Origin of the sequence: Flavobacterium sp. (assembly GCF_040383245.1) — a bacterium.
In the GTDB taxonomy this organism is placed as follows: Bacteria; Bacteroidota; Bacteroidia; order Flavobacteriales; family Flavobacteriaceae; genus Flavobacterium.
In genome coordinates this window covers 48,035-61,583 of sequence record NZ_JBEIDX010000015.1, presented here as the reverse complement: position 1 = coordinate 61,583, position 13,549 = coordinate 48,035, and the positions used below count along the sequence as shown (strand labels likewise).

At 33.1% G+C, this 13,549-nt stretch carries 9 protein-coding genes and 1 pseudogene; 3 read left to right on the top strand and 7 right to left on the bottom strand.

The features are described 5' to 3' along the window. The 4 genes and pseudogenes from ABWO08_RS07745 to ABWO08_RS07730 form a co-directional block, all read right to left on the bottom strand. Positions 1-838, bottom strand: a pseudogene (locus tag ABWO08_RS07745) (hypothetical protein); the annotation flags it as partial. A 33-nt stretch (positions 839-871) separates the two neighbouring features. After that, positions 872-3,937 (bottom strand): beta strand repeat-containing protein, encoded by a 3,066-nt coding sequence (locus ABWO08_RS07740; protein ID WP_353084892.1) that lies wholly within the window; start codon positions 3,935-3,937, stop codon positions 872-874. 90 nt (positions 3,938-4,027) lie between these two features. Continuing rightward, entirely contained in the window at positions 4,028-4,612 is a 585-nt protein-coding gene (locus tag ABWO08_RS07735; protein ID WP_353084891.1) for a phage tail-like protein, read from the bottom strand. A 77-nt stretch (positions 4,613-4,689) separates the two neighbouring features. Beyond that, complete coding sequence (locus tag ABWO08_RS07730) at positions 4,690-6,285, bottom strand: phage tail-like protein (RefSeq protein WP_353084889.1); 1,596 nt, start codon at positions 6,283-6,285, stop codon at positions 4,690-4,692. Positions 6,286-6,701: 416 nt separating this feature from the next. Between ABWO08_RS07730 and ABWO08_RS07725 the strand changes: the two genes are divergently transcribed. The 3 genes from ABWO08_RS07725 (at position 6,702) to pepT (ending at position 10,875) form a co-directional block, all read left to right on the top strand. Continuing rightward, positions 6,702-8,615: a DEAD/DEAH box helicase gene (locus tag ABWO08_RS07725; protein ID WP_353084887.1), complete on the top strand. Its 1,914-nt coding sequence runs from the start codon at positions 6,702-6,704 to the stop codon at positions 8,613-8,615. Positions 8,616-8,782: 167 nt separating this feature from the next. After that, positions 8,783-9,547, top strand: coding sequence for a carboxypeptidase-like regulatory domain-containing protein (locus ABWO08_RS07720; RefSeq protein ID WP_353084885.1), 765 nt, complete (start codon positions 8,783-8,785; stop codon positions 9,545-9,547). A gap of 77 nt (positions 9,548-9,624) precedes the next feature. Beyond that, entirely contained in the window at positions 9,625-10,875 is a 1,251-nt protein-coding gene (gene pepT / locus ABWO08_RS07715; RefSeq protein WP_353084894.1) for a peptidase T, read from the top strand. Positions 10,876-10,932: 57 nt separating this feature from the next. Here pepT and yajC read toward each other — a convergent pair whose 3' ends face one another. The 3 genes from yajC to ABWO08_RS07700 all read right to left on the bottom strand — a co-directional run bounded on the left by yajC (position 10,933) and on the right by ABWO08_RS07700 (position 13,364). Beyond that, positions 10,933-11,208 (bottom strand): preprotein translocase subunit YajC, encoded by a 276-nt coding sequence (yajC, locus tag ABWO08_RS07710; RefSeq protein WP_353084883.1) that lies wholly within the window; start codon positions 11,206-11,208, stop codon positions 10,933-10,935. Between the two features lie 20 nt (positions 11,209-11,228). Further along, positions 11,229-12,170 carry a transcription antitermination factor NusB gene (nusB, locus tag ABWO08_RS07705; RefSeq protein WP_353084881.1) on the bottom strand — a complete coding sequence of 314 codons (942 nt, stop codon included), beginning with the start codon at positions 12,168-12,170 and terminating at the stop codon, positions 11,229-11,231. Positions 12,171-12,257: 87 nt separating this feature from the next. Beyond that, positions 12,258-13,364, bottom strand: coding sequence for a Glu/Leu/Phe/Val family dehydrogenase (locus ABWO08_RS07700; protein ID WP_353084879.1), 1,107 nt, complete (start codon positions 13,362-13,364; stop codon positions 12,258-12,260). Positions 13,365-13,549: the final 185 nt, after the last annotated feature.

The following is a 13,549-nucleotide window of genomic DNA, read 5'->3' as shown; positions in this document are numbered from 1 at the left end:
CAACTGCATCAATTACTGGAGCTGTTACCGTTACTGTTACCGTTACCGAATCGCAATTTGTTGGATTGGTTACCTCACATATGGTATATGTAACTGGATAGGTTCCTACTGGGGTGTTTGGTGCTACTGTTATTGTTCCGTCAGGATTAATTGATAATGGACCGTTTGGTGTTGAAGTCAAAGTTACTTGGCCTGGGGCAGTTCCAACTACTACTGGACCAACTCCATTTAAAGTATCATTTATTAATACACTTGGGGTAGTTCCTCCTGATACTATACTTGGAGTATCTACAACTGCATCAATTACTGGAAAAGTAACAGCCAAACTAGTTTGAGAATTATCGTTTGTTGTACTAGCATTACCTTGAGAGACATTTAATGGTGTAGGAGGACAAACACCGCATAAAAGTGGATTTGCTGCAGTAATATATACTATATTCCCAAGAATTAAATCAGGGCCGCTTACAACATTTGCTTTCACAGTTAACAAAATATCTCCAACATCAAAAGAGCCAAATCCACCACCTGTATTTTTTAAACGAATTGTATTTCCTGATCCTGAAGTCAAAGTTAATAATGTCCATCTAGCATCACTTCCAGCAGCTATTCCAATTATTTCAGCATCTGTACCAACTGAAATAGTTACTCTTAATGAATTTGCCACAATAGTTCTATTTCCATAATTTCCAACATTTGCACTAAGAATTCCTGTTGTTCCTAATGTCAAACTTGCAGGACTCATTAGAATTCCAATTCCAGGATCTGCGTTTTGAGAAAATCCATAAGGGGCAACTAATAATGTAATAAAAAATATTACAGTTTTGTAAATTGTATTCATAGTATCTATTTTAAAAGTGAATTTTTAATTAATTTATTGTGTTTTAATTATTAGATTATAGGTGTTGTTATCTTCTATACTGTCTGAACCTGAGCTATTTAAAACGGTTATTGTTATTGGCTGCCAAGTTTGATTTGGAATATTTGGTTTTCTGAAAATTTCAAATCCAATACTAGAAAATGAATAAGAATCAATTATCATATTTGGTTTAGAAGTAGCTGTAATGAAAAATGAATTTTCAGTTATATTCCAATCTCCATTATTTACAGCTGTTCCTCCACCAACGCTAGATAATATTGTTGAGGCACTATGTGTTATTGTGAAACCTGACTGTTTTGGAATAACAAAAATTATTTGACCATTTGATCGTGAAGATCTAGTTTCTGAAATATTTACTACAAAATCTCTAGAAACTCCTGCAGTTAAAAAAACTACATTATCTATATCAACTGTTGGAGTAAAATCTGGTAAACAACCTAAAGGAGAATTTAAAATCACTATTTCATTTGCGCACCCAGAAGTAGTTGAAGATAAAGTTACATTAGTTCCAATTGGAATATCTGTAATTGAATTTGCGCCTACTGTTCCTAACGATGCATTGATACTAATTCCATTTGGATTTATTATATTAACATTATAGGTTTCCCCTAAACAAGCACTAACACTATAACTTACACTTGTTGTAGCGCAGGGTGTATTACAATCATTTGGGCTAGAAATAATTAATGAATTTGAGCAAGCTCCATTAGTTGCAGTGATTGTAACGGAAGATCCAACAGTAATTCCAATTATTGAGTTCCCTGAGACAGTTCCGATATTAGAAGTAATTATTGCCCCTGAACTTGCTGTCACCGACACACTATATGTTCCAGATCCAGAACAAACTCCAGAACCTGCACTTATTGATGGTGTAGTACATCCAACTGGTGGATTGCTACAACTTGTTGGAGATACAACTGTACTTTGAGTACTTGCACATCCATTAATAGTAGTTGAAGTTATAACTAAATTAGTTCCAACCGGAATACCTGTAATTGTGTTGCTAATAATTGTACCCGAAGAAACTGAAATTACTCCATTTGTATTAAAACTTACATTATATGTTGCTCCATTACAAACAGCTCCAGATACAATTAAATTTGGTGCAGTAGCTGATGGAGAAATTAAACTTACTATCTCAGGAATACATCCAGTTGCTGTTGAAGTAATTGTAACATTAGTTCCTATTGGAATATCAACTATACTTGCAGAAGTTACTGTGCCGGATGAAGCTGAAATACTTACTCCATTTGGATTAGCGATAGAAACACTGTATGTTGTTCCTTGACAAGAACCAACACTGTAACTTACACTCGATGAAGCACATGGCGTATTACAATCATTTGGACTAGAAATAATTAATGAATTTGAGCAAGCTCCATTTGTTGCTGTAATTGTTACAGAAGAACCAATGGCAATTCCGGTTATGGAATTTCCAGAAATTGTTCCTGTATTTGAACTAATTATAGCTCCAGCGCTTGCAGATACAGAAACACTATATGTTCCAGATCCAGAACAAACTCCAGAACCTGCACTTATTGTTGGTGTAGTACATCCAACTGGTGGGCTACTACAACTTGTTGGAGATACAACTGTACTTTGAGTACTTGCACATCCATTAACAGAAACAGAAGTCAAAACCAAATTAGTACCAACTGGAATACCTGTTATTGTATTACTTGTTATTGTTCCTGCAGAGGCAGATATAATTCCATTAGTACTATAACTAACATTATATGTGGTTCCATTACAAACAGCTCCAGATACAATTAAATTAGGTGAAGTTATTGAAGGGGTGTATAAAGTAACTGTACTGGGTAAAGTTGAAGTACAAGTTATATTTGTGCTATTTCGAACAATTAAATTATAAGTTCCTACTGATAATCCTGAAAATGTTGGACTAATTTGATAATTTAATCCATTATCAACGCTATATTCTACACCTGTTTGTGCCGAAAAAACAATACTTCCTGTTGAAACTGCACAAGTTGGCTGGGTTGTACTTGCTACCGAAGGAATATCTGGAGTAGCAGTTATGTTTACTGTTATCAAAGTACCTGATGGACTATAACAACTATTTACACTATCAAAATAAAAAGGAAAGTAGGTTCCTGCAACAGCCGTTGTTGGTGTTGCATATTCAGAACCCGAGTGTGTGTTATTTGTAAACCAAACTAAAGAAACCCCTGTAGGAGTACTGCTTGTAACTAAAGAATTTAAATTTACAGTTGATAAAGGACAAACATTACTTATTGAAGAATTGCTTAATACTGGAGCAGAATTTCCAGCATTACAAACTGTTCCTAAAGTGTATATTCCATATGTATCTGGAACTAAGTTTACATTTGTAGTTATAGATCCTGTAGTCAAAGTACTCGAACCGCCCAAGAGAGAGGTGGAATCAACTGAAGAAGCAATGGCAACCCATTGTGTTCCGTTCCAACCTAAAATAGAAAGTGAAGATAATGATGTTATTGCACTACTGGCATCCCAAGTTAGGGTAATTTTTGCAGAAGTGGCTCCATTAATATCCCAATATTCCACATTATTTACAGATCCTACTCCTGCGCCCATAAGAGCAGTATTATATGGACCTCCTGTGGGTAAAAGCGGTTCGTTTCCACCTCTTAATCTCGATGTAATCGCTGTGGTAGCACTAATTCCATAATAAGCTGCATTTGAAGGATTTGCTAATGAAGCTGCAGATACTGCTGCAGGTCGGTATTTATTATTATCTCCAATTGGGAAAGTAAAAGCAGTGGACTTATAGGTTTTAACATAACCATCTACAAAAGCTGAATCCGAAGCGCCTGTCCAACTACCTGTTCCTACAAAACTCATAAAGCCTTGTGTTAAAATTCTATCAGTTCCTACTATACCTGGTTGAATTCCTGAGCCCCCATTAAAAAAATTATGTTGAATATCTACAATGCCCATTTCTCCATTATTGAAGATATAGGTATTACCAAAACTACTAGATTGGCTGTATATAGTGTTACTTATAGTGATTAACATCACAATTAGCAACCAAATTATATTTCTAGAATATTTATTTTTCATTTTTATATTTTATTGAATTAGGGCTAATTCTGAAAAAAATCTACTTTAATTATATTTCCTTATACCAAATAAATTACTAAGAGCTATTAATTACAAAACAGTTAGAATAAGCGTACAATTTTGTCCAGCTATGGTTAATGCAAAACTTGATGTTCCTGCTGCTGATGGAGTTCCTGAAATAACATAGGTTACTGTACCAGCTCCAGTAGCAAGATTTCCATTTAGTAGTGTTGCAGTCAATCCTGTTATGCCTGTTGAAGTAACGGTTTGACCTGTAAAAGTCCCTCCATTTCCCCCAGTATATGAAAATTCGGCACTCACCGCAGAAGCTGCAGTGGAACTAGTAAGAGTTCCTGTTTTTATAACACCTGCACAATTTAAGGCCGAAATAGTTCCTGTTGTAGTATTTGGGGTAGCACAACAATTCCAGCAAGGAGTCCAAACTCCATTTTCACGACTTCGAAAACAATTCAAAGAAGTATCATAAACCAGCATTCCATCTACAGGTGTAGAGATAGTTGCCGAGCCAGCAACTCTTGTTAAAATTAGTGCTTTGTCGGCTGCTTTAAGTTCTAATAAAGAACCGGCAACTGGGGCAATAGTTCCTATTCCTACTTGGGAATAAATAGAAGTATTTACTATTAATATTAATGTACTTATTATTATTTTTTTCATTGTAAAATTCGATTACATTTTTATCAAAACTTTTTTTTTATAAATCCGATTATTTGTATAATAGGACAGATATAAATTTAGTTTTGACAATTAATAAGTTTAAAAGGACCAACATTCCTTAATATATTACCATTTGCATCTAAATTTGATCCAATTACATTAGGTATAGTAAAACCAATTGCTCTTGATATCCATGTTGTATTACTCAAGTTACCTACAGTATTATAAGTGTATAAATTACCATTAGTACCGTCCTTTACTAATATATTTTCCTGGAAGTCTCTCCATAATTTTAACACATTAAAACCCGAAGTGCCTAGAATTACTCTTGTTTGAACAAGCTGTATAACTGCATTTGAAGGATTATAGGAAATATTCACCATATCTCCTCCACTTAAAGGCACTCCATGAATTGCATAATATCCAGTTACAAAATCTTTAAATAAGTATGAACCTGTATTAAGCGGAACAGCAGTATTTCCTACAGCCGGGATTGTAGATTCGCCATTACCGAACCTATATAAGACTCCATTATCCCCTAGAACCAAAAAATTTGAAAGCATAAATGTCATAATTTTTTTAGGAGTTACGCCTGCAGGAAGGTTTATCATTTGTGGGGTTGTAATATTAGGACCATAGTAAACAAGAGCATTATCACCAAAAGTGTACACTTTATTATCTATGCCTATATAGGCAAAACAAACTGCGTTATTTCCCTGATATGCAGCAAAAGTTTCTTCCAAATTTGGATTGTATTTAGGCGCAGGAACTAATGCTGCACATGGTTTAGGTATTAAAAAATAGGGCGAGGTTGCAGTTGGAGTATGTGCAAAACTAATACCATTATAAACCGCTGTCGTTCTACCTCCCCAAGACCACCATTTTCCTGTGTGATCTACTGCATAAACAAATTCTCCAGTACAATAAATTTCTTTCCATTGATTTCCATCCGTATTAACTATTTCTCTTGGTGTACTCGCCTGAGTTCTGTTTGTAAAAGTTGTTAATACGCCAAAAGAGGGCCAAGTTGCACCATTTGCACCACCCCATGAATACATTTTACCTTCTTCGGTTATTCCAAACATTACATTTCCTGAAGAGCTACTACCTATTATTCGTTTCCATCTTGCATTGGGTAGGTGATAAAGAATATTTGCTGCTGGATATGCAGAATATATATCACCAGAGGAATAGGCATAGGTATTTGAAGCATCTCCAGAATACACATTTCCAAAACCGGTCATACTGTTTATATCTGATTGCCAACCTCCATATACATATCCATCACCGGAAATAAACATTGGATAACTAAAACTTCCTGAAGAATTATTTGAAAAACAAAAATCTCTAATATCAGCTAATGCAGCACAAGGGTTTCGCGAAGCACCATAATTTGGTGGAGTGCTAGCAGTTCCGCATGAACTTAAACATCCTGTCCAAGCTCCGTTTTGATATCCTTTAATACAATTAGATGAAATATCATAAACCATCATCCCGTTTAAAGGGGTGGTTACTGCGGCTGTAGTTGCTACTCTAGTTAACAATAAAGACTTATCTGTTGCTTTTAATTCAAGAATTGCTCCCGCAACAGGTGTATTGGTTCCAATACCAACTTGTGCTACTGACATAGCAGATAAACAAAGCACAATAATTGTAATTTTAATTTTTTTCATACTATTTAAAAAGGTTAAGACTTTAAATGAGGTTATGTTAGATGAAATATTTGGAAAACTTTAATAAGAAAATTATGCCTCTATTTCACGGGACAAAGTTATTTTAGGATATTAACAACAAGTAGCTGATAATTGACTTAAAAAACGACAAATTGACTTTAATTGTAGATAAAAATTAAAATTTTATAAAATATCCGATTAAAAGCTATTAATTATAGATAAATAGATTAGTAAATTGAAAAATCTTACAAAAAAAATATTTTTAGTAAGATTTTTTTAAGTATAATACATCCTTATTAATGAGTTATAAAAAAAATAATTTATAAATAAAATCTAACTAATTGAAAATCAATAAAAAACAAATTAGTTTATATGGTTTTTAAAAACTACCTTTGCACCCAATTTTAAAATACAATATGAATAAATTTGAACAATTAGGTCTGAATGAATCGTTACTGCTGGCGATTAAAGATCTAGGATTTGAGAATCCGTCAGAAGTGCAAGAAAAAGCGATTCCAGTCTTATTGGAAAAAAACACCGACTTAGTAGCTTTAGCACAAACCGGTACAGGAAAAACAGCAGCTTTTGGTTTTCCGCTAATTCAGAAATTAGATGCAGAGGACAGAAGCACACAAGCATTAATTTTATCCCCAACAAGGGAACTTTGCTTACAAATCACCAATGAAATTAAACAGTACTCAAAATATGTAAAAGGTTTACATACAGTAGCCGTTTATGGTGGTGCCAGCATTACAGAGCAAGCAAGAGAAATTAAACGAGGAGCACAAATTATTGTTGCAACTCCGGGAAGAATGCAAGACATGATAAATAGAGGTCTTGTAAATATTAAAAACATCAACTTTTGTATTCTAGATGAAGCAGATGAGATGTTAAACATGGGGTTTTATGAAGACATAGTTTCTATATTATCTGATACACCCGATGATAAAAGCACTTGGTTATTCTCGGCAACAATGCCAGCTGAAGTAGCTAGAATTGCTAAAAAATTCATGCATGATCCTGCAGAAGTTACTGTAGGAAGTAAGAATTCAGGTTCGGCTACGGTATCTCACGAATTTTATTGCGTGAATGCACGCGACCGTTATGAAGCATTAAAAAGATTAGCTGATGCTAATCCAGATATTTTTTCAGTAATTTTTTGTAGAACCAAAAGAGATACTCAAGCGGTTGCCGAAAAATTAATTGAAGATGGTTATAGCGCTGCAGCATTGCACGGAGATTTATCTCAAGCGCAACGTGACGGCGTAATGAAATCTTTTAGAGGTCGTCAAATTCAGATGCTTGTTGCAACCGATGTTGCGGCTCGTGGAATTGACGTTGATAATATTACTCACGTAGTAAACTACCAATTACCGGATGAAATTGAAACTTATAACCACCGTTCTGGAAGAACAGGTCGTGCAGGAAAACTGGGAACTTCAATAGTTATCATTACTAAAAGTGAGATTCGTAAAATTGCTTCAATTGAAAGAATCATCCAACAAAAATTTCAAGAAAAAACTATTCCTTCTGGAATGGAAATCTGCGAAATTCAATTGTTACACCTAGCAAATAAAATTAAGGATACAGAGGTTGATCATGAAATTGACAACTATCTTCCAGCGATTAATGAAGTTTTAGATGGATTAACTAAAGAGGAATTAATTAAAAAAATGGTTTCTGTAGAATTTAACCGTTTCATTAATTATTACAAAAAGAAACGAGATTTATCTGGTGAAAAAGGAAGTGATCGAAGCGAAAGAAGTTCTGAGCCAAGAGAAATTAGAGCTGGAGATCCAGTAAGATATTTTATTAATATTGGCGCAAGAGATGACTTTGATTGGATGCAATTGAAAGATTTCTTAAAAGAAACATTAGAATTAGGTCGTGATGATGTATTTAAAGTTGATGTTAAAGAAGGTTTTTCATTCTTTAATACCGATGGAGAACATACCGACAAAGTAATGTCTATCCTTAACGGATTTGATCTTAACGGAAGACGAATCAATGTAGAGATTTCTAAAAATGAAGGTGGCGGCGGAAGCGGAAGACGCGATCACAACGGAAGAAATTCTGGTGGTGAAAGACGCGGCGGATTTGGCGGAAGACGTGATGGAGATAGAAACAGCGGTTCAAGAAGCGGCAGCTTTGGCCCAAGAAGCGACAGAAAAGAAAGCGGATTTAGAAGTGAAAGAACATCAACTTCAAGAAGAGAGCCTGGTTCTGCTCAAAGAGAAGAAAGACCTTCAAGAAGATCTGAAGGCACATCTTCTAGACCTGCAGGTCGTTCATTTGACGAAGCAAAAACTAGAAGACCAAGAAGAAGTTAATCACTACTTTTTGCCTTTAATTATAAATCCCAAATTTCATTTCAACAAAATGAAATTTGGGATTCTTCAATTAGAATAATTTGTTTTTGTTAATTTTCTGATAATAATTATAGTAAAGAGAAAAATATTATACAGAGTTTTATACATTTAAACTTTCAAACTAATACATGAGATATTTCGTCGCTTTATTGTTTTTTTCTCTTTCAATTAATGCCTTTTCACAGCAAACAAATGCTACTAAAAAAGTCTACGGTACTATAATTAATAGTACGACTACTTTTCCGTTACCTAACGTAAATATTATCAACATCAATAAAGTAAAAGGAACTATTTCAAATGCAAGAGGAAATTTTGAAATAGATGCCGACGTAAATGACACCCTACACATTACCATGATTGGATTTCAATCATTACGAGTTAGAGTTACCAATGATTGGGTAAAAAATGGAAATGCGAAAATTGAATTAACCGAAAAGGCAATTGCGTTAGAAGAAGTTAAAGTTAGAAAATACAACTTAACAGGATACCTTGAAGTAGACACCAAGTTAATTCCAGATGAAGAAAACTTTCGATATAGTATTTCTGGTTTGCCACAAGGATACGAAGCGGGCGAATATTCGCCTAAAGCCTTTTCAAGAGTTATGAGCTCGATATTTAATCCTGCCGATATGCTCTATAATTTCTTCGGGAAAAAACCAAAAGAGCTGAAGAAACTTAAGGAAATGAAAAAGGACAATACAGTTAAAGAACTTCTTGAAACTAAATTTGATAGAGAGACCGTTGCTATTTTATTAGGAATTGATAAAAAGGATATTCCTGAAATTCTTCAACATTGTAATTATTCTGAGGCATTTATTCAAACAGCCAATGATTTACAAATATTGGATGCCATTAGCCAATGCTACGAACAATATAAAGTTCTAAAGAAATAAATATTTATTTCTAATTTTCTTTCATTTTTTAAATACTTCCAATTTGTATATTTGCAATGAAAAAAAATATACACTTCATGCAACATATTATTGATCGATTTATTAGCTATGCTATAATTGATACCGAATCGGATGCAAATTCAGCCACTACTCCTAGTACATTCAAGCAATTTGATTTAGCTAATTTATTAGTAAAAGAATTAAAAACTATCGGACTTACAGAGGTAACAATTGACGATAATGGCTATGTAATGGGAACTCTTGAAAGCAATGTAGATCATGAAGTCCCTACAATTGGATTTGTTTCACATTACGACACTTCACCAGATTTTACTGGAAAGGATGTAAAACCGCAAATCGTTCCTAATTATGATGGTAGTGATATTATATTAAATAAAGAACACAACATCGTCCTTTCCCCTAGCTATTTTAAAGATTTATTACTTTATAAAGGACAAACATTAATTACTACTAATGGATTAACGCTTCTTGGTGCCGATGATAAAGCAGGTCTTACTGAGATTGTTACTGCAATGGAATATTTAGTGCAACATCCAGAAATTAAACACGGAAAAATCAGAGTTGGGTTTACACCCGATGAAGAAATTGGTCGAGGTGCCGATATTTTTGATGTAGAGAAATTTGGAGCACAATGGGCTTACACTATGGATGGAAGTCAAATTGGCGAATTAGAATATGAAAATTTTAATGCGGCTGGGGCCAAAATTATCTTCAAAGGAAAAAGCGTTCATCCGGGTTACGCAAAAGGTAAAATGATTAATTCAATGCTAATTGCAAATGATTTTATTAATGAATTGCCTAAGAATGAAATTCCGCAAGAAACCATTGATTACGAAGGATTTTTTCATGTTACAGGCCTTTCTGGAAGCTTAGAAGAAACCAAATTAGAATTAATCATTAGAGATCATGACATGCAATTATTTGAAAAAAGAAAAGAACTAGTAAATCAAATAATTACTAAAATTAATGCAAAATATGCCGCTCAATTTGGCGAAGACATTTGTATTGCCGAAGTCAAAGACCAGTATTATAACATGCGTGAAAAGGTGGAACCAATGATGTTCATTGTAGATTTAGCCGAAAAAGCAATGCGCGAATTAGGAATTGTACCAATTATCAAACCAATTCGTGGAGGAACAGACGGATCAAGATTGTCTTATATGGGATTACCTTGCCCGAATATCTTTGCTGGCGGACATAATTTTCATGGTAAATATGAATATGTACCGGTAGAAAGTATGCAAAAAGCGGTAGATGTAATTGTGAAAATTGCCGAATTAACAGCAACAACAAATTTTTCAAAATAAAAATCCAAATTTCAATATTAAAATTGGAATTTGGATTTTATTAATAGAATGTAAAACTTATACTTTTTTATTTAAAGAGCTAGTCATTTCTAATGAAATAGCTGAACGCTCCATTTTTAATTTACCAGACATGGTTTCAACAACTACAGTAGTTTCTGCTAATTCAGAAATTTTCCCATGAAGACCACTTTTCGTGATAATCTTATCCCCTATTTTTAAACTACTTTCAAATTCTTTTTCTTTTTTAATTTTCTTTTGTTGTGGTAAAATCATAAAGAAATAAATAACCACGAACATTAAAATAAACGGTAAAAACTGACTTAATTGTCCCATAACTTTTTTTATTTTATAATTTACATTAAGCCTCTTCCGGCTTTATTGATTCTATTATTAGATTGGAAATCTTTTACTAAATTATCTAAAATTCCGTTGATAAATATACTACTTTTTGGAGTAGAATATTCTTTAGCTAACTCTAAATATTCATTAATAGTTACTTTTAATGGAATTGACGGGAATTTTAAAAATTCACAAATCGCCATTTTCAAAATGATAGTATCCAATTCAGCAATACGATCCATGTCCCAATTTGGTGTTTTATCCAGGAACTCTTTTGCTAAAGCAGATTCATTTAAAACGGTTTTTCTAAACAAATCTATTGCATAATCTTTATCCTCTTCGTCCTTATAAATAGAAGGAATAGATACGATATTTTTCTTTTCTGAAACTTGTTTAAGTTGTTTTAATATTAAGGTATTCACAACCGGAATATCATCTACCCAAGTCAATTTAAAATCTTCTAAGTAAGAATATAATTTTTCATTTGGAGCAATCAATTCAGAAAACATTTCGGCTACAAAAGTGGAATGATCTTCAAAAGTAACAGCATTTTTACCCATATACTCTTCATACAATTCACTTTGCTTAACTACTTGCAAAAGCATTAATATTGTATCGTCATTTATTTGCCAATTGTTAATTTTTCTTTTTTCAAGTGCGCTTTGTATAGCTTCATTTTCAGCCAAAGCGACTAAAATAGGATTGGTAACAAATTGTAAATTGGGATTTCTTTCTTCAGGAGTGGCCAAGTGTTTTTGCTTAGCAATTTCAATGTATTGAATTTCTTTATTTCGAATTTCAATCAAAGAAGACAACAAGATTAAATACAAATCTTCTATGTTTTCAATACTAGCTTGTAAAAATTTTTCTTGTTTTTCAAGTACATCAGATCCACTTTGATGCATAGCATAAATGGATTGCATTACTTTAATTCGGATATGTCTTCTGTTTAACACGGATAAGAACTTTTATTTGTATTTAATAAACAAAGCGAAAGATTTCTCTTTCGCTTTGCAAAAATAAAACTATTTTTAAATCAGTAGCTATAAATTAGCCTTTTCTTTTTTTCTTTGTGCAATTCTAGCTTCAGCTATTTCCATTGCAGCCTTTTGTGGTGTTAAATTATTAGTTTTTGCATAGTCAAAAATCTCTAAAGTAGTATTATAGATATTCTCTGTTCTACGCATCGCTTCTGCTTTATCATAATGAGCAATTTCTGAAAAAACATTTATAATTCCACCTGCATTAATCAAGAAATCAGGAGCATATAAAATCCCTCTTTGTTGTAATATTGGACCATGAATATTTTCATTTGCCAATTGATTGTTGGCAGCACCAGCAATAACTTTTGCTTTAATTTTATTTACTGTATCATCATTAATTGTAGCTCCAAGTGCACAAGGTGCATAAATATCCACATCGGCAGAATATAAATCGGCACCTGTATAAATAGTAGAACCATATTTTGCACTAACTTCTTGAAGTCTTGCTTCATTAATATCAGAAATTTGAACCAAGGCTCCTTCTTTTGTTAAGTATTCAACTAAAGTTTCCCCAACATGACCAATTCCTTGCACTAATATTTTTTTACCATCAAGATTATCTGAACCAAATTGATATTTTGCCGCAGCTTTCATTCCCATATACACACCATAAGCTGTAACAGGAGAAGGATTTCCAGAACCTCCACGAGATTCAGAAATTCCAGTAACATAAGGAGTTACATCTCTAACTATATCCATATCAGCAGTAACCATACCAACATCTTCTGCGGTAATATATCTACCTGACAATGAATTTACAAATTCTCCAAATTTGCGCATCAATTCAGGTGTTTTTTGAGTTTTAGCATCACCAATAATTACAGCTTTACCTCCACCTAAATCTAAACCAGTAATTGCTGATTTATAGGTCATTCCACGAGAAAGACGTAAAACATCATTTAATGCTTCCCACTCATTTGCATAATTCCACATTCTTGTACCACCTAATGCTGGACCTAAAACCGAATTATGTATACCAATTATTGCTTTTAATCCAGTATCTTTGTCGTTGCAAAAAACAATTTGTTCATGATTATCAAATGATAGTTGCCCAAATACAGGGTCCATTTTTTGAAGTTCTTTTGCAGTCGTAATTTCTGTAGTCATAAAAAATATTTGAGTTGCGACTTTATCAAAAAGTCCGAGCAAATTTAACTTATTATTCAAAATAATTCACTTATTTTAAATTAAATTAGCAAATTGTTAATAATTTTAGAACTTAATACTATTATTAAAATTGAATATTATAAATATAATTAACAATAAATATCAATTTATCGCATCATTTTAGA

What these genes read in the sequence shown, in the direction of transcription:
- ABWO08_RS07740 (WP_353084892.1), bottom strand. Translation starts at nt 3,937, where the DNA reads ATGAAAAATAAATATTCTAGAAATATAATTTGGTTGCTAATTGTGATG.
- ABWO08_RS07735 (WP_353084891.1), bottom strand. Translation starts at nt 4,612, where the DNA reads ATGAAAAAAATAATAATAAGTACATTAATATTAATAGTAAATACTTCT.
- ABWO08_RS07730 (WP_353084889.1), bottom strand. Translation starts at nt 6,285, where the DNA reads ATGAAAAAAATTAAAATTACAATTATTGTGCTTTGTTTATCTGCTATG.
- ABWO08_RS07725 (WP_353084887.1), top strand. Translation starts at nt 6,702, where the DNA reads ATGAATAAATTTGAACAATTAGGTCTGAATGAATCGTTACTGCTGGCG.
- ABWO08_RS07720 (WP_353084885.1), top strand. Translation starts at nt 8,783, where the DNA reads ATGAGATATTTCGTCGCTTTATTGTTTTTTTCTCTTTCAATTAATGCC.
- pepT (WP_353084894.1), top strand. Translation starts at nt 9,625, where the DNA reads ATGCAACATATTATTGATCGATTTATTAGCTATGCTATAATTGATACC.
- yajC (WP_353084883.1), bottom strand. Translation starts at nt 11,208, where the DNA reads ATGGGACAATTAAGTCAGTTTTTACCGTTTATTTTAATGTTCGTGGTT.
- ABWO08_RS07700 (WP_353084879.1), bottom strand. Translation starts at nt 13,364, where the DNA reads ATGACTACAGAAATTACGACTGCAAAAGAACTTCAAAAAATGGACCCT.